Consider the following 19,047-nt stretch of genomic DNA (forward strand, 5'->3'; position numbering starts at 1 on the left):
GTCCTCATAGGCCGCCGCCCGCTACCGCCCGGGCGCCCGGCACCGGAGGCTGCCGGTGTGTCCACCCTCATCGCCCCCACCCGCCCCGCGCCGCCCGGCGGCGCCGCCCCGCTCGACCTGCCGCAGCCCGATGACGTGCTGCCGGAGGAACCGAGGCCCACCGCCACACGCCCGGGCCTCGGCCGGCTCGGGCCGAACTGGTACGCCGCCGTCATGGGCACCGCGATCACCGCCACCGGAGCCGCCGTCCTCCCGGCGGGCGTGCCCGGCCGGACGGTCCTCGCGGCGGTGCTCTGGCTGCCGGCCGTCCCGGTACTGCTCGCGGTGGCGGCCGCCCGGGCCGTGCAACTGGTGCGGCGCCCGGCGGTGGTCCGGGCCCAACTGCTGGAGGAGCCGGCCGCCGCGGTGTTCCAGGGCTGCCCGCCGATGGCGCTGCTCGCCGTCGGGCACGCCACCCTGGTGGCCGGCGGCGCGGTGATCGGCGCCGGCCCGGCCCTCGCCGTCGACCTGGTGCTGTGGTGCCTCGGCACGGTGTACGCGGTCGCGGTCGCCGCGGGCATCCCCTATCTGATGATCACCAGGCACCGGATGGCGCTGCGCGAGGCGAACCCGACCTGGCTGCTGCCGGCCGTCGCCCCGCTGGTGGCGGCCTCGGCCGGCGCGGCGCTGGTGCCGCACCTGCCGCAGGCCTGGCAGCCGGCCCTGCTCTACGGCGCGTGCGCCCTGTTCGGCGCGGGTCTGCTCGGGGTGCTGCTCGTCCTGCCGGTGGTCTTCGCCGGCCTGCTGCAGGGGCGGCTCGCCCCGGCCCTGACGCCCTCGCTGTTCCTGGTGCTCGGCCCGCTGGGGCAGTCCGCCACCGCCGCCGGAGGGCTCGCCGACGCCGCGCGGACGGCGGCCCCCGCCCTGGCCGGGTCCGGCCGGGTGCTGTCCGTGCTGTACGGCGTGGTGGTGCTGGGCTTCGCACTGCTCTGGCTCTGCCTGGCCGGCGCCGCGAACCTGCGGGCGGGCCGCGCCGGAATGCCGTTCGCGATGACCTGGTGGGCGTTCACCTTCCCGGTCGGGACGCTGGTCACCGGGATGGCCGCGCTGTCCCGGCACACCGGCTTCGGGGGGTTCGCCGGGCTCGGTGCACTGCTCTACGGGCTGCTGCTCGGGGCGTGGGCGGTGGTGGCGCTGCGCACGCTGGCCGCACTGCCGTTCCGGTTCGGAAAACCCGCCCTTCCTTGACGTATCCGTGTCAAAGTGGCGCAGGGAATGAATGATTCCCGTTGCGGACCGGCGTGCGATGCGGCAGCCTTCCGCGGCGTGGCGGAGAACACGCCGCCGGGGAATTCACCGCCTTTGCGGTGATGCCTTTCGGCGGCCCGCTCCGGTGTTCCGGGAATCCGGTCGCGGTGCCGGCCGGCCGAATCGTCCGGGCCGGATTCCCGTTGCACCGGCGGCCGCCGCGCGGCCGCGGCGGCCGGTGGCGGGTCGGCGCCGTCCGTGACTGCTGCCGTCCAGGTGGGGGCCGCTGCGGCCGGACGGCAGATTCGCTCGGATGTGCGATCGGGCGGCCCGTCGGGCGTGCGGCGGACGAATTCCCGGCAAGGGGGGGATCGTCCGTGTGGAGGCCTCCTGGACGCCCAATGGACGTTCGGTAGGCACCGCACGCCGGTCGGACACCCGGGAACTCCGGCGGACCGGAGATTTCCGTTCCGGTGCGGCGGCCGAAGACTGCAAGTTCCTGCACTTGCGGAAACCTGCAGGCGGTGGCCACTTGTGACCCGGCCATCACGCTGTGAGGGTGGAACCACGCCAGGTCGTCCGGGCCACCGCAGCCCGAGGACGGCGACTTGCTCTTCAGTGTGGGCGGCAGTGCACGGCACCGCCGCCGCGGGGGGAAGAGCGCCGGCCGGGACGCCATGTGTGGTGATGGCCCCCGGTACCGGAGTCGGCGAGGCGTTGCTGCTCCGCCTCGCTGGAAGCGCCTTCGGCAACGGCGTGACATGACGGGTCCCCCGGTCCGGCGCGCTCCGTGCGCGCCGGACCGGGGGACGCGTCGAAACGGGGTACCGAATCCCTCCCGATCCGAACTTGTTGAGATCATGATCCGACACCGAGGGGAAAGTTCGGCAGGGAGAGTTCGAGGTGGCTGCGGAACCGATGGACCGGGGCTCGGGACTGCCCGACGAGGCGGGCCGCGAGCTCTACCTTTCCGTCCTGGCACAGGGCGGTCGGATTCCGCTGTCCACCGTCCCCGCGGGCGACCGCGAGGCCGTCGACCAGCTCGTGGCGGTCGGCCTGCTCATCCCCAACCTGATCGACGGCGCCTACGTGGCGGTCAGCCCGCGCGCGGTCGGCGAACGGATCGGCTCCGAGATGCGCTCCGCGGCCGCGGACCTCCTCTGGAAGGCCGAACGCCTCCCGGCCGACCTGGACCACCTCACCCGAGCCTACGACTCGCTGCCCCGGCAGAGCGACGACCCGCAGCGCGCCACCTACGTCGACGGCCGCGAGCGCATCCGCCACCGGATCGCCGAGCTGGTCTCCGACTGCAAGCAGGAACTCCTCACCGCCCAGCCCGGCCCGCGCCAGCCGGCCACCATCACCCTCGCCCGCACCCAGGACATCGCCCTGGTGCAGCGCGGCGCCCGGATGCGCACCCTCTACCAGCCGCAGGTCCTCGCCGAGCCCTGGACGCTCGGCTACGCCGCCGAGCTCACCGAGCAGGGCGCCGGCCTGCGCGTCCTCGACGAGCCCTTCGAGCGGATGCTGATCATCGACCGCGAGGTCGCGGTCGTTCCCGCCGCCAACGACTACAGCCGCGCCGCCTTCATCTCCGACCCGGCCGCGGTGTCCGTGCTGGTCAAGATCTTCGACCGGGACTGGGCCCGCGCCGACGTCGTCCAGTGGGCCGAGATCGACGCCCCCGCGGTCGCCGCCTCCGCCGGCCACCGGGTCGGCCGACTGCTGGCCCAGGGCCTCACCCAGCGCGCCGTCGCCACCAGGCTCGGCCTGAGCGAGCGCACGGTGGCCGCCCACATCTCCCGCCTCCGCGAGAAGTACGGTGCCCAGACGCTCTTCCAGCTCGGCTGGCTGATGCGCGGGAGCCGCCGTGACTGACCGGCCGGGTGCGGCCGTCCGGCCCGCCCGGATGCCCCCTGTGACGTTTTCCGCCGCCGGGCGCTGTTTCACAGCGGGACACTCGGAACGGGGAGAGCGGCATGGCTGACGGCGGCACGGGAGCGCTCCCGAACGAGGAGGAGCGGGCCTTCTACCGGGCTGTGCTGGCCCAGGGCGGGCGCGTCATGTTCCGGGAGGCACTGGAGGAGAACCCCTCGGCCGTGCTCAGGCTGGTGCAGCTGGGCTTCCTGATCCACCACAGCGAGGACGCCTCGCTGACGGCCGTCAGCCCGCGCACGGTCGGCAACCGGCTCAGCGCCGAACTCCGCTCGGCCGGCACGAGGATGCTTCTGCAGGCGGAGGAGATGCCGGACGCGCTGGAGGACCTCGTCCAGGCCTACGACGCCACCCCGCCGCGGGTGGACCGGGCGAGCGAGGTGCAGCACGTGCACGGCTTCGGCCAGATCCGCCACCGCATCCTGCAACTCGAGGCGGAGGCCCGCGAGGAGGGGCTGGCGCTGCAGCCCGGCGGTGCCCGGCCGTCGGCGCACCTGGCCGCCGGGAGGGACCGGGCGCGGGAGTTCCTGGCACGCGGTGCCACCCTGCGGACGGTCTACCAGCCCGGCGCGCGGCTGGACGAGGCGACCGCCGACTACGCCGCCGACCTCACCGAGCACGGCGCCAGGTTCCGCATCCTCGCGGAACCCTTCGTGCGGATGCTGATCTTCGACCGCCGGATCGCGGTGCTGCCCGCCGCCGCCGACAACAGCAGCGCGGCGTTCGTCGAGGACCCGGCGGCGGTCGCCTTCCTGGTCGGCGTCTTCGAGCGCGACTGGGCCCGGGCGGAGCAGGTCCAGTGGCGGACCGTCCACCAGGACGGCAAGGGGCTGCCGGTGCACGAGCAGGTCGGCAGGCTGCTGGCACAGGGGCTGACCCAGCGCACGGTCGCCGGCCGGCTCGGCCTCGGCGAGCGCACGGTCGCCGGCCACATCGCCCGGCTGCGCGAGCTGTACGGCGCCGAGACGCTCTTCCAGCTCGGCTGGCAGATGCGCGGCGGGGCCGCCGAGCAGCAGCCGGACTGACGCCACCTCAGCCGGTGGCGATCTCCGAGGACCAGTAGCCGAACGAGTCGCCCTTGGACTGGCGCGGCACCGGGAACTGCTCGCCGGGGGCCGTCCAGAAGCCCTCGCGCAGGGAGAGCGCCATGCCCGCCCAGTCCAGCGCGGTCTCCACGGTGTGCTGCAGGGCGTCCTGCGACCAGCTGTCGTCGAAGACCAGCGGCAGCACCGGGGCCACCTGCTCGATCGTCGCGATCAGCGGGTTGTGGGTGATCGCCTCGTCCACCAGCAGCACGATCGGCTTGCGCAGCGCCGACGCCCAGCCCAGCTCCAGGCTGACCCCGGCCGAGAGCGGCGCGCCGACGTACGCGAAGACCAGGTCCGCGGTCTGCAGGGCGCGGAAGTCGGAGGGCACCCGCGGCTCGGGGGCGCGGCCGGCCACCGTCCAGGCATCGCTGTGGTGGGCGCTGTAGACCGCGGCGCCGCTGCGCAGCAGCGTGGTCCGAAGGGTGGTCAGCCGGGTGCGGCTGGCCAGCGTCACCACACTGTCGGCCGGGCCGGTGAGCCGCATCAGCGGCGCTGCCAGGAAGACCCGTGCGCGCCGGCCCTCGGAGGTGTGGGCGGTGCGGTGGCGCAGGTAGGGCTCACTCATGTCGACTCCGGGGATTGGCCGCTGGCTGGTCTGACGTCCGGCGAGCGATTGGTGTCCGGCTCGCCCCGAGGCGAGGTCCGCTGTGGTGTGGTCGGGGGGCGGTGCCGTCGTGGCTGCTCGGGCACCGCACATGTGGTGTGACCGTGCTGATCGTCCAACGTTCGTGACCGACAAGTCCACCGGCACGTGGTGTCATATGGCTGCCTGGCATCGAGATGACGCACCGCGGGAATGCACCGATCGTGACACTGGCCGTGCTGTTGCGGCATGATTTGGGCCAATGTTCGAGACTTCTCTATTCACTCGGTAGGGATTACCGGAGGAGGGATTGGTCGCAATGTCTCGTATGCGCCGGTTTGTTCGGCTTGCGATCGTGCCACTTGTCATGGGTACGGCGATATTGACGGGTAGTAATCCGGCGGCCGCCGACAGCGCGTGGACGCTCCGCGGCGTGGATGTCGCGGAGGCTCCCGCGGTGGCTGCTTCGCAGGTCTCCAGTGCGACGTTGCTGCTGGACGACTCCGCCTGGACGTGACGGGCGGCACTGGCACTGCATCCCGGGCGGGACGGGGCGCCCGGGCCGACCGGTCAGCCGAAGTCGCCCTGGTCGGGCGGTGATTCCTTGGTCGTGCGGGCGAGGACGTAGCCGAGCTGGAACAGCGACTCCACCTGGTAGTCCTCGCGCATCTCGGCGATGTGGCGGGCGAGGGTGCGCTCGCTGATGCCCAGGCGCCTGGCGATGACCCGGTGATTGATTCCCTTGAGCATGAGATCGACGATCGTCTGCCGAAGCCGGGAAACCACCTGCGGCGGAACTGTCGGTGAGCCGTCAAAATCCAGTGCCCGACTCCAGTTCCGCTCGAAGACCTCCTCGATGAGGTAGCTGATGACCGCCTGATCGTGAATGAACGCGGCCAAGTTGAGGTCCTCGGCCACCGGGATCACCGCGGTCCGCCGATCGATCACGATCAATCTGGTGTAGGGCTCGTCGAGGGTGCGGACCCGCCCCCCGGCCGTGGTTATCGAGGCGACATAGTCGCGGGTGGGCGCGTGATACCGGGTGCTCGGGTGGTAGATCGTCCGAATGGTCGCCCCGCGGCGCAGTGTTTCGAGATCCCGCGCGATCACGCCGGCCAGCGCCTCGGGCGGGCGGGGGCCGCCGGGCTGGGCGGCCAGCATCTCCTCCGTGCAGCCGCTGACCAGCTGGCCCAGGCGCTGGTTTATCAGCACCTTGCCGTGGACGTACTCGATGATGCCGCCGGCCTTGCGCGGGGTGCGGAACTCCTCGGCGAGGTCCTGGAGGTCGGCGGGCAGGGCCACCGCCCGGTGGAGCAGGTCGAGGGCCTTCCGCTGCCAGAGGTTGGTCAGCCGTGCGGAGAGCTGCTCGGGGTCGACGGCCACCAGCACGTCCGGATCGTCGGTGTCCGGGACGAGCAGGCCGATCTCCAGCAGCTCGTCGAGGGCCTTGCCGTCGGCCGGGGCCTCCTCGGCGGGCGCCACCCGGCCGTGCGACTTCAGGACGCTGCGGTAGAGCTGACGGGCCTCGTGCGACAGGACGCCCAGCCCGCGTGGGGTGAGGCCCGGTTCGTCGGTCTCACTCATCAGGCTCCTTGCCATCGGTCAAACCGGTACGGCGCGGCCGCTACCGCTTCTCCGGGGATCATAGGCGCCCGGGAGCTGCGGGGAGCGGCCGCGCCGGACATTCACATCGCCCGGGGATGCCGGTCAGACCCGCACCTTCTCATCAAACACCCGGCCGCCGGCACCCCCCGGGAGGAGGGAACCGGCGGCCGGGGAACGGCACGTGCCGCGGGTCAGCGCTTGGGGCGCCAGACCACCAGTGCGCTGGACTGCTGGACCTGCTGGTACGGCACCAGGTCGCGGCGGTAGGAGGCGTGCACCGCCGCCTCCCGCTGCTGGATCGCCGTGGCCGCGCCGTCGAGGGCGTCGGCCAGCTCCGCGACTCGGGCCTGCAGGGCGGTGACCTGGTTCTCCAGCTCGATGATCCGCTTGATGCCGGCCAGGTTGATGCCCTCGTCCTGGGACAGGCGCTGGACCTCCCGCAGCTGCTGGATGTCCCGGGCCGAGTAGCGGCGGCCGCGGCCCGCCGTGCGGTCGGGCGAGACCAGGCCGATCCGGTCGTACTGGCGCAGGGTCTGCGGGTGCAGACCGGAGAGCTCCGCGGCGACCGAGATCACGTACACCGGGGTGTCCTCGGTCAGGACGTACTGCGGAGCCGGGTTGCCGCGCGCGCCGGACGGGCGGCGCCCAGCCCCGCCGGGGAGGCCTCCGCCGATGCCGGGGCCGATCGGGCTGTCGGGGGTCGTCATCTGGTCACGCTCCCTCCGCCGCCTTGAAGAGGGCGGCACGCGGGTCGTCCGAGGCGGTGGCCTCGCGGTACTGCTCCAGTGCGGTCAGCGCGTCGCCGGTGACGTGCTTGGGGACGACGACCTCGACGGTGACCAGCAGGTCGCCGCGGGTGCCGTCCTTGCGGGTGGCGCCCTTGCCGCGGGCCCGCAGGGTGAGGCCGTTGGCGCTGCCGGCCGGCAGCTTGAGCTTCACCGAGGGGCCGTTCAGGGTCGGGACCTCGATCGTCCCGCCGAGAGCCGCTTCTGGGAAGGTGACCGGCACGGTCACCGTGAGGTTGTCCGCCTTGCGGCCGAAGACCGGGTGCTCGTCCACGTGCACGGTGACGTAGAGGTCGCCGGGCTGGCCGCCCCGCTCGCCCTGGGCGCCCTTGCCCTTGAGGCGGATGCGCTGGCCGTCCTGGACACCGGCCGGGATGCGGACCTGCATGGTGCGGGCGGAGGAGGCGCGGCCGCTGCCGTGGCAGACGGTGCAGGGGTCGTCGACGATCATGCCGCGGCCCTTGCAGTCGCGGCACGGGTCGGACAGCGCGAAGGCGCCCTGGCCGCGGCTGACGGTGCCGGCGCCGACGCAGGTCGGGCAGACCCGCGGGGTGGTGCCGGCCTTCGCACCGGTGCCGGCGCAGGCGCGGCACGGGGCCTGACTGGTCATCCGCAGCGGCACGGTGGCACCGTCCACCGCCTCGACGAAGGCGAGCGTCACCTCGGTCTCGACGTCGGCGCCGCGCCGCGGCTGGGCCTGCCGGCCGCCGCGGTTGAACAGGCCGCCGAAGACGTCGCCGATCCCGCCCCCGCCGCCCCCGCCGGAGCCGGAGAACAGGTCGCCGAAGTCGAAGTTGTAGTTGCCGCCGCCGCCGGGGCGGAAGCCGCCGTTGCCGAACAGGCTGCGGGCCTCGTCGTACTCCTTGCGGCGCTTCTCGTCCGAGAGGACGTCGTACGCCTCGGAGATGTCCTTGAACCGCTCCTCGGCCTTGGCGTCACCCTTGTTGGCGTCGGGGTGGAACTCGCGGGCCAGCTTGCGGTAGGTCTTCTTGATCTCGGCTGCGGTGGCGTCCTTGGGCACGCCGAGGACCTTGTAGTAGTCCTTCTCCACGTAGTCCTTGGTGCTCATGGCTGCCGCCACCTCCCGAAATGTGTCTGCACGGCGCTGCGGAGTCGCACCCCGACGATGTCGGTGCGCGACTCCGCAGCACACAGATTGTCAGCTGTCCGCCGCACCGTCACCCTTGGCGGACTCCGGCTTGTCGGCGTCCGGGGCGGACGTGGTCTGGGTGCCCGGCTGGGGCTCCGCGACCGCGACCATCGCCGGGCGGATGATCCGCTCGCCGATCCGGTAGCCCGGCTGGAGGATCTGCACGCAGGTGTCCTCGGTGACGTCCGAGGAGTAGCTGTGCATCAGCGCCTCGTGCAGCGTCGGGTCGAAGGGCTCGCCCTCCTTGCCGAACTGCTGGAGGCCCAGCTTGGCGACCACGGTCTCCAGCGACTCGGCGACCGACTTGAAGCCGCCCGTCACCTCGCCGTGGTCGCGGGCCCGGCCGATGTCGTCCAGCACCGGGATCAGCGACTCCAGGATGTTGGAGACGGCGATCTCCCGGACCGTCAGACGGTCGCGCTCGACCCGCTTGCGGTAGTTCTGGTACTCGGCCTGGAGCCGCTGCAGGTCCGCGGTGCGCTCGCTCGCCTCGCGCTTGGCCGCGGCGAGCTCGTCGGCGCCCGCCACAGCCTCCTCGGCGGCCTTGAGGACGGCCTCCTCGGCGGAGTCGTCGCCGGGCTCGCCGCCCTGCGCCTTCTCCGTCATGCGGCACCGCCCTTGGGCTTCTCGTCGTCGATGATCTCGGCGTCGACCACGTCGTCGTCCTTGGCGCCCGCGGCCTCGTCGGCACCGGCCGCACCGGCGGCGTCGGCCTGCGCGTAGAGCGCGGCGCCGAGCTTCTGGGCGGTGGTGGAGACCTTCTCGGTGGCCTCGCGGATGGCGGCGATGTCCTCGCCCTTCAGCGCCTCCTTGAGCTCGCCGATGGCGGTCTCGACCTCGGTCTTGACGTCGGCGGGCAGCTTGTCGGCGTTGTCGGCGATGAACTTCTCGGTCGAGTAGACGAGCTGCTCGCCCTGGTTGCGGGTCTCCACGGCCTCGCGGCGCTTGTGGTCCTCGTCCGCGTACTGCTCGGCCTCGCGGCGCATGCGGTCGACCTCGTCCTTCGGCAGCGAGGAGCCGCCGGTGACGGTCATCTTCTGCTCCTTGCCGGTGCCGAGGTCCTTCGCGGCCACGTGCATGATGCCGTTGGCGTCGATGTCGAAGGTGACCTCGATCTGCGGCAGGCCGCGCGGCGCCGGCGGCAGGCCGGTCAGCTCGAACATGCCGAGCTTCTTGTTGTACGCCGCGATCTCGCGCTCGCCCTGGTAGACCTGGATCTGCACGGAGGGCTGGTTGTCCTCGGCCGTGGTGAAGATCTCGGAGCGCTTGGTCGGGATCGTGGTGTTGCGCTCGATCAGCTTGGTCATGATGCCGCCCTTGGTCTCGATGCCGAGGGACAGCGGGGTGACGTCGAGCAGCAGGACGTCCTTGACCTCGCCCTTGAGGACACCGGCCTGGAGGGACGCGCCGATGGCGACGACCTCGTCGGGGTTGACGCCCTTGTTGGCGTCCTTGCCGCCGGTCAGCTCGCGGACGAGCTCGGCGACGGCCGGCATGCGGGTCGAGCCGCCGACCAGGACCACGTGGTCGATCTCGGACAGCGCGATGCCGGCGTCCTTGATGACGTTGTGGAACGGGTGCTTGCAGCGCTCGAGCAGGTCCGCGGTCAGCTGCTGGAACTGGGCCCGGGTGAGCTTCTCGTCCAGGTGCAGCGGGCCCTCGGCGGAGGCCGTGATGTAGGGCAGGTTGATCGAGGTCTCGGAGGACGAGGACAGCTCGATCTTGGCCTTCTCGGCCGCCTCGCGGAGGCGCTGGACGGCCATCTTGTCCTTGGACAGGTCGACGCCGTGGCCGGCCTGGAAGGTCTTCACCAGGTGGTCGACGACGCGCTGGTCCCAGTCGTCACCACCGAGGTGGTTGTCACCGTTGGTGGCCTTCACCTCGACGACGCCGTCGCCGATCTCCAGCAGGGACACGTCGAACGTGCCGCCGCCGAGGTCGAAGACCAGGATGGTCTGGTCGTCCTTGTCGAGGCCGTACGCCAGGGCGGCGGCGGTCGGCTCGTTGACGATGCGCAGGACGTTGAGGCCCGCGATCTCGCCGGCCTCCTTGGTGGCCTGGCGCTCGGAGTCGTTGAAGTACGCCGGGACGGTGATGACGGCGTCGGTGACCGTCTCGCCCAGGTAGGCCTCCGCGTCCCGCTTCAGCTTCTGCAGGATGAAGGCGGAGATCTGCTGGGGGTTGAAGTCCTTGCCGTCCAGGTTGATCTTCCAGTCGGTGCCCATGTGGCGCTTGACCGACCGGATGGTCCGGTCCACGTTGGTGACCGCCTGGCGCTTGGCGACCTCACCCACCAGGACCTCACCGTTCTTGGCGAAGGCGACGACGGACGGCGTGGTCCGAGCGCCCTCGGCGTTGGTGATGACCGTGGGCTCACCGCCCTCAAGAACACTGACGACAGAGTTCGTCGTACCGAGGTCGATGCCGACCGCGCGTGCCATCGTAGATACCTCCACGGAGAAGTTGAGCGTTACGGGCTCAAGCATGCATGACCGACCGGGCAGCGTCAACAGCCATGAGTCGGTGTCGCTCAACTTTGCTGCGCGGCTGGAGTCAGGGGGTGGGTTGCGAGGCTGGTCTGCGCATCCGCGGAGTGCCGTCCCTGGCAGGTGCCGCCGAATGGGTGAGTATGTCCTTAGTGACTGTCGCCATACCTTGAGCATCTTCTGGACAGGTGCTACGGAACGGTAATGTCCGGGCGTTGGGTCGATAAGTTACCGACCAGTACACTCGAATCGATTCCCTTGACAGAGCCGCTGGAGACGGAGAGCCGATGCAGCTAGCAGCGATCGTCATCTCGCTGGTCACCACTGTGATCGGCACTGCGCTCGCCGCCCGGGCGGCCGCGTACATCTACAAGGTCGTGAAGACCGGCCAGCCGGACGGCACCCGCACCGGGCAACCGGTCGGCCGGGTGAAGACGGTGGCGACCGAGTTCCTCGGGCACACCCGGATGAACCGGTGGGGCGTCGTCGGCGTCGCCCACTGGTTCGTGGCCGTCGGCTTCTTCTCGCTGGTGCTCACCCTGGTGAACGCCTTCGGTCAGCTCTTCGACGCCGAGTTCGTGCTGCCGGTCATCGGTCACTGGCTGCCCTGGAACATCTTCGTCGAGCTCATCGGCACCCTCACCACGCTCGGCATCCTGGCGCTGATCGTGATCCGGCTGCTCAGCCTGCCGTCCCGGGCCGGCCGCAAGTCCCGCTTCGCCGGCTCGATCGCCTGGCAGGCCTTCTACGTCGAGTACACCATCCTCGGCATCGGCCTCTGCATCATGATGCTGCGCGGCCTGGAGGGTGCCCTGGAGGGCGTCGGCTCCTACGACCCGACGTACCTGGTCTCGTACCCGCTGGTGCTGGCCTTCAACGGTCTGTCCACCGCGACGCTGACCAACCTGATCTACCTCTTCGCGATGCTGAAGATCTGCATCTCCTTCGCGTGGGCGACCACCATCGGCATCAACCCCTCCATGGGTGTGGCCTGGCACCGCTTCCTCGCGTTCTTCAACATCTACTTCAAGCGCGAGGAGGACGGCGGTACCGCGCTCGGCGCCCTGCGCCCGATGACCAGCGGCGGCGAGCCGATCGACTTCGAGGACCCGGCCGACGACGCCGTCTTCGGCGTCTCCCAGGTCGAGCACTTCTCCTGGAAGGGCATCCTCGACTTCTCCACCTGCACCGAGTGCGGCCGCTGCCAGTCGCAGTGCCCCGCCTGGAACACCGGCAAGCCACTCTCGCCCAAGCTGCTGATCATGAGCCTGCGCGAGCACGCCTTCGCCAAGGCCCCCTACCTGCTCGCCGGCGGCGGCAAGGACATGGAGGGCGAGGAGAAGGCCACCTCCGAGCAGCTGAAGGACGTCCCCGCCGCGGCCCTCGCCGAGGCCGAGCGCCCGCTGATCGGCACCGCCGAGGAGGGCGGTGTCATCGACCCGGACGTGCTGTGGTCCTGCACCACCTGCGGCGCCTGCGTCGAGCAGTGCCCGGTCGACATCGAGCACATCGACCACATCGTCGACATGCGCCGCTACCAGGTCATGATCGAGAGCTCCTTCCCGACCGAGGCCGGGACGATGCTCAAGAACCTGGAGAACAAGGGCAACCCGTGGGGCATGGCCACCAAGGCCCGCCTCGACTGGGTCAAGGAGCTCAAGAAGGAGACCGGCATCGAGGTGCCGGTGATCGGCGAGGACATCGACCCCGCCGAGGTCGAGTACCTCTACTGGGTCGGCTGCGCCGGCGCCCTGGAGGACCGCGCCAAGAAGACCACCAAGGCCTTCGCCGAGCTGCTGCACACCGCGGGCGTGAAGTTCGCCATCCTCGGCAAGGAGGAGTCCTGCACCGGTGACTCCGCCCGCCGCCTGGGCAACGAGTTCCTCTTCCAGATGCTCGGCGCGCAGAACGTCGAGACGCTGAACGCCGCGCTCGAGGACGCCCCGGTCAAGCGGATCGTAGCCACCTGCCCGCACTGCTTCAACACCATCGCCAACGAGTACCCGCAGCTGGGCGGCCACTTCGAGGTCATCCACCACACCCAGCTGCTGCAGCACCTCATCGACGAGGGCAAGCTGATCCCGGTCAACCCCGTCGAGGGCCTGATCACCTACCACGACCCCTGCTACCTGGGCCGCCACAACAAGGTCTACAGCCCGCCGCGCGAGATCATGGACAAGGTCCCGGGTCTGCGCCAGCAGGAGATGCACCGCCACAAGGAGCGCGGCTTCTGCTGCGGCGCCGGCGGCGCGCGGATGTGGATGGAGGAGCGGATCGGCAAGCGCATCAACACCGAGCGCGTGGACGAGGCGCTGTCCCTCAACCCGGACATCGTCTCCACCGCCTGCCCGTTCTGCCTCGTCATGCTGTCCGACTCGGTCAACGGCAAGAAGAACGAGGGCGCGGCCAAGGAGCACCTGAAGGTCGTCGACGTGGCCCAGCTGCTGCTCGACTCCGTCAAGGCCCAGCCGGTCGAGCCCGAGCCCGAGCGCGTCGAGGCCTGACACCCCGGCACCACCGCACCGGCCCCGTGCGCCCTCCCGGCGCACGGGGCCGGCGCACGTCCGCCCACCGTCCGGGGGCATGACATGCCCTAGCATGTGCGCCCATGAGCGACGGCGGGGGCACAGCGCACACCGGCAGCGGCATACCCGGGCCGGTGGGCCCGCCGGACGGGGGCGGTGCGGCAGGGGGCGGGCGACCCGTGTACCTGCCCCCCGTGGGGACCGTCCCGTCCGGCAGCCCGACACCGGACTGGGCCGCCCTCGCCGAGGCCAACGAACGGCAGCGACAGCGCCGCAGGCTGCTCCGGATCGGCGGCGCGGTGGCCGCCGTGCTGGCCGTCGGCGGCATCGTCGCCACGGCCCTCCTGCTGCGCCAGAACGGCGGCAGCGGGCCGCAGGCCGCCGAGCCCACCGCGGCCGCCACCATCGCCGTGGACGGCCCCTCCAGCGCCGCTCCGGGCTCCTCGGGCGCACCTCCGTCCGGCTCGCCCGCCACCTCCGCCCCGGCCTCGCCGTCGGCCTCCCCGACCGGCAGCCCCTCCGCGAGCCGGTCCGCCGCCACCGCACGGCTGGAGGACGTCCGCGGCGGCCGCCCGGCCGCCCTCGCCGCGGCCGCCACCGTCGGCACCGCCCCCGGTCACACCGGCCCGGCCCTGCTCCTGCACGGCAGCGCGAGCGGCTGGGCGCAGACGTCGAGCGCGGTGGTCGACACCTCCAAGAGCTTCACCGTCTCCGCGGTCGTCCGGAACGACGCGGCCGCCGGGGCGCGTGCCGTCGTCAGCCAGGGCACCGGCAGCTACTACTCCTTCTACCTGGGACGCGACTACTGGGGCACCCACAACCAGTGGGTGTTCAAGGTGCAGACCGCCGCCGGCGGCGAGGACAGCACCAGCCGCCAGGCCTTCTCCACCGGCCAGGCCACCACCGGCCAGTGGGTGATGCTCACCGGCGTGTACGATGCCGGCGCCAAGAAGATCCAGCTGTACGTCAACGGGACTCCCGCCCAGACCACCTCCGTGTCGGGGATCTGGCAGACCACCGGCCCGCTGCAGATCGGCCGCACCCGGTGGAAGAACACCTGGACGGACTTCTGGGACGGCGCCGTTTCGAACGTGCAGGTCTGGAACCAGGCACTGCCCGCCGCGCGTGTCACCCAGTTGTGGAACAGCGGCGGAACCGCCGCGGGGACCCAGCCCGCCGCGGGGTGGCTGCTGCCCTGACACCGGAGCGCTCCGGGCCGCCTCTTTTGTCGGGAAGACACAATCGGGGACGGTGCAACAGGGGGCGCCTCGGGAGGAAATACAGTAGGCGCTGGACACGCGGTCCGCGGGTCCGCTGCTGGACGGCCGCGGCCGGGGCCAGCTACTGCGTCGAAACAACGACACCGGCCACCCACGGGCCGAGCCGGTACCGGAACAAGGGGAGAAGCTCACACCATGACCGAGGCGATCATGCTGGTCGGTGGCAAGGGCACCCGGCTGCGCCCGCTGACCACCCACACGCCCAAGCCGATGCTTCCCGTCGCGGGTGTCCCGTTCATCGCGCACCAGCTGGCGCGGGCGGCCGCGGCCGGGGTGACCCGGGTCGTGCTCGCCACCTCCTACCTGGCCGAGGTCTTCGAGGACCACTTCCAGGACGGCAGCCCGTACGGCATCGAGCTGGTCTACCTGACCGAGCGGGAGCCGCTGGGCACCGGCGGCGCCATCCGCAACGCCGCCTCCGGCCTCACCTGCGGCCCCGACGAGCCCGTCCTGGTCTTCAACGGCGACATCCTCTCCGGCCTCGACATCGCCGCCCTGCGGGACGGCCACGTCGCCGCCGGCGCCGACGTCACCCTCCACCTGACCCGGGTCGAGGACCCGCGCGCCTTCGGCCTGGTGCCCACCGACGGGAACGGCCGGGTGCTGGAGTTCCTGGAGAAGCCGGAGACCCCGGAGCAGATCGTCACCGACCAGGTCAACGCGGGCTGCTACGTCTTCACCCGTTCGGTGATCGACCGGATTCCGCCCGGCCGCGAGGTCTCCGTCGAGCGCGAGACCTTCCCCGAGCTGCTCTCCACCGGCGCCCTGCTGCGCGGTGTCGTCGACACCTCGTACTGGCTGGACCTCGGCACCCCGGGCGCCTTCGTCCGCGGCTCCGCCGACCTGGTGCTCGGCAAGGTCGACTCCCCGGCCGTCCCGGGCCCGACCGGTGAGGCCCTGCTGCTCCCCGGTGCCCAGGTCGACCCGGGCGCCGTCCTCAGCAACGGCACCGTCGTCTCCGAGGGCGCCGAGATCGAGGCCGGCGCGATCGTCGAGGGCAGCGTCATCCTGCCCGGCGCGGTGATCGGGGCCGACGCGTACGTGAAGGACTCCATCGTCGGCGCGTACGCCGTGATCGGCGCCCGCACCTCGCTGGACGGCGCGGTGATCGGCGACGGTGCCACCGTGGAATCCGACAACGAGCTGCCCAGCGGCCTGCGGATCGCCTGCGGCACGCTGCTGCCGGTCGGCGCCGTCCGCACCACCGCCGGCCCCGGCGGCTGCCCGGCCGGCGAGACCCCGGCCGTCACCGTGCACGGCCCGGCCATCGGCGCCCAGCGCTGACCTCCCGCTGACCGGCTCCCGGCCCGCTCCCGCGGCGGACCGGGAGCCGGCCTCGTCACAGGACGGCTGCAATCCGGTGCCCGGCCGTTGATCAACCGACGGCCGGTCAGTCGGAGCAGGTACCGTCGAGGCGTGGCTGGCAATCGATACGACAACGGGCGGGGCGCCGACCCCCGGCAGGGATGGTCCGCGCCCGCCGGCCCGCCGCCGCGGCAGCAGCCGGGCGGCGGGCCCACGGGGGAGCCCGAGTACTTCACCGCGCCGTACCAGGCGCACCCCGGCAACGGCGCCCCCGGCAACGGCGCCCCGGGCGGCGACGCCCCGGGCTACGGCGGCGAGCCGTACCGGGCCGGCTACGGCGCCCCGTACGCCGACGGCTACGGGGAGGAGGCGCAGGGGCACACCCGCGCCTTCCCGGTCGGCCAGGACCCGTACGGCCCCGACGGCTACGGCACCGAGGGCTACGGGCCCGAGGGGTACGGCCAGGACGGCTACGGGGCCCAGGACAACGTCGCCGTGTACCGCGCCGGCGGCCAGGTCGCCCCGCGCGTCGCCGGGCCCCGCCCGACCTGGAAGGAACTGCTCGTCGGGATCTACCGCGAGCCGGCCCGCACCTTCGACCGGATGCGGGACCACCAGGCCTGGCTGCCCGCCCTCACCGTCTCGCTGGTCTACGGCGTGCTCGCCGTGCTCGGCATGGGCGCCACCCACGACGACATCGTCAACTCCACCTTCTCCGTCGCCGCCTGGGCGCTGATCGCCGCCGCGATCGGCTTCGCCCTGGCCGGCGCGATGCTCGGCGCGGTCACCTACGCGCTGGCCCGCCAGCTCGGCGGCGACGGCCCGTGGCAGTCCACTGTGGGCCTGGCCGTGCTGATCGGCTGGACGAGCGACACCCCGCGGCTGCTGCTCGCGCTGTTCCTGCCCGCCGACAACATGGCCGTCCAGGTGGTCGGCTGGGCGACCTGGCTGGTCTGCGCGGTGCTGCTGACCACGATGGTCCGCCGGGTGCACGACCTGCCCTGGGGCAAGGCCGCCGGGGCGGCCGCGCTGCAGCTGCTGGCCCTGCTCGTCCTCATCAAGCTGCCGACGCTGAGCTGACGCCGCCCGCCGACGCCGCGTCCCGCCGGCCGGCGCCCCACCCCGGGGTGCCGGCCGGCGGCACGCACGGAGCGGAACGGGCCGCGGCGATAGGGTGGACGGTCTGTCCTCTTCTGACCGCGCAGTTCTGCCCGCAGTGCACGGAGCCACCCTCATGACCCTCCCCACCACCCACGTCAGCTTCCCGTCCGGCGCGGTGGCCGGCACCTCGCAGGTGCTCGCCGTGCACCCGCTGGACGGCGGCCGGTACGCCGTCGTCACCGAGGCGACGCCGTTCCACCCGCTCGACCACACCTGGCCCGACCAGCCCGCCGATCTCGGCACGCTCACCATCGACGGGGTCGCCCACCCGGTGGTCGACTGCCTGACCGGCGCGGTCGGCCCGGACGGCGGGGAGCTCCTGGTCGGCGCCGACATCCCGGTGCGGCGCGGCGACGAGGAGTGGTCCTGGCTGGTGCTGCACATCGTCGAGCAGAAGCCCGCGGACGCCGTCGGCAGGACCGCCGAACTCGCCGTCGACGCCGAGCGCCGCGGTCTGCTCTCCGCCTCGCACAGCGGCTGCCACCTGCTCGCCCTCGCCCTCAACGCCGCCCTCGCCCCGCGCTGGCGCAAGGACCCGGGCCGCAGCGACGCCTTCGGCAACCCGGACTTCGACAGCCTCGCCATGGCCTCCTCGGTGATGGACACCGAGGCCAGCACCGACACCTACCGGCTCGGCAAGTCGCTCCGGAAGAAGGGCTTCACCACCGAGGCCGGCGAGGACTTCCCGGCGCTCGCCGACGCCCTGCCCGCGCTCACCGAGGCCGTCAACGCACAGCTCGCCGCCTGGGTGGCCGCCGACGCCCCGATCGCCGTCGAGGTGCCCGGCCCCGAGCTCACCGCCCGCCGCCAGTGGCACTGCGAGCTCCCGGCCGGCTCCGCCCGGATCTTCTGCGGCGGCACCCACCTGCACCACCTCGGGGAGCTCGCCGAGCTGCGCACCGAACTGACCCTCTCCGAGGACGGCAGCGAGCTGGTCGCCGTCACCCGGCCGAAGCGCGGCTGAACTCGCGGGGGCGGGCAGGAGTTCCCGGTTTGCACCCCTTTCCGGTTGCAGATCGGTAACGCACTGCAGTTATGCGGCAATTGTTCGAATTGTTCGGCGCGGGGCGGGGTGGCCCTCGGTAGCGTTCGCGTGCACTCAGTAGCCCGCACCAGCCGAGGAAGACCATGACGACCCCGCAGCCGCCCCAGGGCACGCCCACCGACCCGTCGGCGCAGGGCACCTTCAGCCCCGCCCAGGGCTACGGGCAGCCTGCCGCCCCCGGTCAGCCCGCCCCCGCGTACGGCCAGCCCGCGCCCGCGTACGGCCAGCCTGCGCCGGGCTACGGCCAGGCTCCGGGCCAGCTGCCCGACGGCTACGCCCAGGCCGCCCAGCAGGCCGTGCTCGCGCCGAAGAAGAGCCCGCTCAAGAAGATCCTCATCGGTGTCGGCACCGTGGTGCTGATCATCGCCGTCAAGATCGGCCTCGGCCTCGGCATCGGCTACGCGACCTCCGACAAGCCGGTGCACGCCAAGCCCGGCGAGTGCGTCAAGGTGACCGGCAGCGACAACGACCCCAAGGTCGACACCGTCGACTGCGGCAGCGCCGACGCCAACTACAAGGTGATCTCGGTCGTCGACGACTCCTTCGACCCGGACGCCTGCAACAACGTCGAGGGCTCCACCGCCGGCCTCGCCCAGCAGCTGTACAGCGACAAGTTCGTCCTCTGCCTGGCCGAGAAGAAGTAACCGCGACGAAGCGGCCGGGGCACAGCCGCCGGCCGCCGCGGACACACCAGTGGGGGGGGGGGGGCCCGACGGCGGCGCCCACGGGCGGGCCGCCCCCCACGCCCCCGGGCCCGGCCCCCCCCCCCACCCCCGGGGGGGCCCCCCCCCCGCGCCGCCCCCCGCCGGCGCGGCCGGGTGCTACCCGGCGGCGCCGACCGCCGGTCCGGGTCCTGCCGCGGGTGCACCCTC

The 19,047-nt window shown here is 72.3% G+C and carries 15 protein-coding genes and 1 pseudogene; 10 read left to right on the forward strand and 6 right to left on the reverse strand.

Annotated elements, in window-relative coordinates:
- Positions 1 to 57: 57 nt before the first annotated feature.
- From AB0M03_RS26195 to AB0M03_RS26205, 3 genes are all read left to right on the forward strand, one after another.
- A complete protein-coding gene (locus AB0M03_RS26195; RefSeq protein ID WP_363494918.1) occupies positions 58 to 1,227 on the forward strand; it encodes a C4-dicarboxylate ABC transporter in 1,170 nt (389 codons plus the stop codon).
- 903 nt (positions 1,228 to 2,130) lie between these two features.
- Positions 2,131 to 3,105 carry a LuxR C-terminal-related transcriptional regulator gene (locus tag AB0M03_RS26200; RefSeq protein WP_363494920.1) on the forward strand — a complete coding sequence of 325 codons (975 nt, stop codon included), beginning with the start codon at positions 2,131 to 2,133 and terminating at the stop codon, positions 3,103 to 3,105.
- Positions 3,106 to 3,206: 101 nt separating this feature from the next.
- Positions 3,207 to 4,187 (forward strand): LuxR family transcriptional regulator, encoded by a 981-nt coding sequence (locus AB0M03_RS26205; RefSeq protein ID WP_363494921.1) that lies wholly within the window; start codon positions 3,207 to 3,209, stop codon positions 4,185 to 4,187.
- Between the two features lie 7 nt (positions 4,188 to 4,194).
- Here AB0M03_RS26205 and AB0M03_RS26210 read toward each other — a convergent pair whose 3' ends face one another.
- Positions 4,195 to 4,815 carry a hypothetical protein gene (locus AB0M03_RS26210; protein WP_363494923.1) on the reverse strand — a complete coding sequence of 207 codons (621 nt, stop codon included), beginning with the start codon at positions 4,813 to 4,815 and terminating at the stop codon, positions 4,195 to 4,197.
- 373 nt (positions 4,816 to 5,188) lie between these two features.
- Between AB0M03_RS26210 and AB0M03_RS26215 the strand changes: the two genes are divergently transcribed.
- Entirely contained in the window at positions 5,189 to 5,350 is a 162-nt protein-coding gene (locus tag AB0M03_RS26215; protein ID WP_363494925.1) for a hypothetical protein, read from the forward strand.
- Between the two features lie 53 nt (positions 5,351 to 5,403).
- Here the strand turns inward: AB0M03_RS26215 and AB0M03_RS26220 are convergent, their stop codons facing one another.
- The 5 genes from AB0M03_RS26220 to dnaK all read right to left on the reverse strand — a co-directional run bounded on the left by AB0M03_RS26220 (position 5,404) and on the right by dnaK (position 10,814).
- Complete coding sequence (locus AB0M03_RS26220; protein WP_363494927.1) at positions 5,404 to 6,417, reverse strand: helix-turn-helix domain-containing protein; 1,014 nt, start codon at positions 6,415 to 6,417, stop codon at positions 5,404 to 5,406.
- Positions 6,418 to 6,629: 212 nt separating this feature from the next.
- Positions 6,630 to 7,145 (reverse strand): helix-turn-helix domain-containing protein, encoded by a 516-nt coding sequence (locus AB0M03_RS26225; protein ID WP_363494928.1) that lies wholly within the window; start codon positions 7,143 to 7,145, stop codon positions 6,630 to 6,632.
- Positions 7,146 to 7,149: 4 nt separating this feature from the next.
- Positions 7,150 to 8,292 carry a molecular chaperone DnaJ gene (dnaJ, locus tag AB0M03_RS26230; RefSeq protein WP_363494930.1) on the reverse strand — a complete coding sequence of 381 codons (1,143 nt, stop codon included), beginning with the start codon at positions 8,290 to 8,292 and terminating at the stop codon, positions 7,150 to 7,152.
- Between the two features lie 90 nt (positions 8,293 to 8,382).
- A complete protein-coding gene (grpE, locus tag AB0M03_RS26235; RefSeq protein ID WP_363494932.1) occupies positions 8,383 to 8,979 on the reverse strand; it encodes a nucleotide exchange factor GrpE in 597 nt (198 codons plus the stop codon).
- The gene (gene dnaK / locus AB0M03_RS26240) at positions 8,976 to 10,814 is read right to left on the reverse strand and encodes a molecular chaperone DnaK (protein WP_363494934.1); all 1,839 of its coding nucleotides are present in this window, start codon (positions 10,812 to 10,814) and stop codon (positions 8,976 to 8,978) included. Before dnaK ends, grpE begins: the two co-directional genes overlap by 4 nt.
- 332 nt (positions 10,815 to 11,146) lie before the next feature.
- Here dnaK and AB0M03_RS26245 point away from each other — a divergent pair, with 332 nt between their 5' ends.
- From AB0M03_RS26245 to AB0M03_RS26270, 6 genes and pseudogenes are all read left to right on the forward strand, one after another.
- Positions 11,147 to 13,363, forward strand: coding sequence for a 4Fe-4S dicluster domain-containing protein (locus tag AB0M03_RS26245; protein WP_363494936.1), 2,217 nt, complete (start codon positions 11,147 to 11,149; stop codon positions 13,361 to 13,363).
- A gap of 215 nt (positions 13,364 to 13,578) precedes the next feature.
- Positions 13,579 to 14,583: a LamG domain-containing protein gene (locus AB0M03_RS26250; RefSeq protein WP_363494938.1), complete on the forward strand. Its 1,005-nt coding sequence runs from the start codon at positions 13,579 to 13,581 to the stop codon at positions 14,581 to 14,583.
- Between the two features lie 216 nt (positions 14,584 to 14,799).
- Positions 14,800 to 15,873 (forward strand): annotated as a pseudogene (locus tag AB0M03_RS26255) (NDP-sugar synthase); the annotation flags it as partial.
- Positions 15,874 to 16,080: 207 nt separating this feature from the next.
- Positions 16,081 to 17,049, forward strand: coding sequence for a Yip1 family protein (locus AB0M03_RS26260; RefSeq protein WP_363494940.1), 969 nt, complete (start codon positions 16,081 to 16,083; stop codon positions 17,047 to 17,049).
- Between the two features lie 154 nt (positions 17,050 to 17,203).
- Positions 17,204 to 18,094, forward strand: coding sequence for a metal-dependent hydrolase (locus tag AB0M03_RS26265; protein ID WP_363494942.1), 891 nt, complete (start codon positions 17,204 to 17,206; stop codon positions 18,092 to 18,094).
- A 164-nt stretch (positions 18,095 to 18,258) separates the two neighbouring features.
- Complete coding sequence (locus AB0M03_RS26270) at positions 18,259 to 18,819, forward strand: hypothetical protein (RefSeq protein ID WP_363494944.1); 561 nt, start codon at positions 18,259 to 18,261, stop codon at positions 18,817 to 18,819.
- Positions 18,820 to 19,047 lie beyond the last annotated feature (228 nt).

Origin of the sequence: Kitasatospora sp. NPDC051914 (assembly GCF_040680995.1) — a bacterium.
In the GTDB taxonomy this organism is placed as follows: domain Bacteria; phylum Actinomycetota; class Actinomycetes; order Streptomycetales; family Streptomycetaceae; genus Kitasatospora.

What these genes read in the sequence shown, in the direction of transcription:
- AB0M03_RS26225 (WP_363494928.1), bottom strand. Translation starts at nt 7,145, where the DNA reads ATGACGACCCCCGACAGCCCGATCGGCCCCGGCATCGGCGGAGGCCTC.
- AB0M03_RS26210 (WP_363494923.1), bottom strand. Translation starts at nt 4,815, where the DNA reads ATGAGTGAGCCCTACCTGCGCCACCGCACCGCCCACACCTCCGAGGGC.
- dnaK (WP_363494934.1), bottom strand. Translation starts at nt 10,814, where the DNA reads ATGGCACGCGCGGTCGGCATCGACCTCGGTACGACGAACTCTGTCGTC.
- AB0M03_RS26220 (WP_363494927.1), bottom strand. Translation starts at nt 6,417, where the DNA reads ATGAGTGAGACCGACGAACCGGGCCTCACCCCACGCGGGCTGGGCGTC.
- AB0M03_RS26245 (WP_363494936.1), top strand. Translation starts at nt 11,147, where the DNA reads ATGCAGCTAGCAGCGATCGTCATCTCGCTGGTCACCACTGTGATCGGC.
- AB0M03_RS26265 (WP_363494942.1), top strand. Translation starts at nt 17,204, where the DNA reads ATGACCCTCCCCACCACCCACGTCAGCTTCCCGTCCGGCGCGGTGGCC.
- grpE (WP_363494932.1), bottom strand. Translation starts at nt 8,979, where the DNA reads ATGACGGAGAAGGCGCAGGGCGGCGAGCCCGGCGACGACTCCGCCGAG.
- AB0M03_RS26270 (WP_363494944.1), top strand. Translation starts at nt 18,259, where the DNA reads ATGACGACCCCGCAGCCGCCCCAGGGCACGCCCACCGACCCGTCGGCG.
- dnaJ (WP_363494930.1), bottom strand. Translation starts at nt 8,292, where the DNA reads ATGAGCACCAAGGACTACGTGGAGAAGGACTACTACAAGGTCCTCGGC.
- AB0M03_RS26205 (WP_363494921.1), top strand. Translation starts at nt 3,207, where the DNA reads ATGGCTGACGGCGGCACGGGAGCGCTCCCGAACGAGGAGGAGCGGGCC.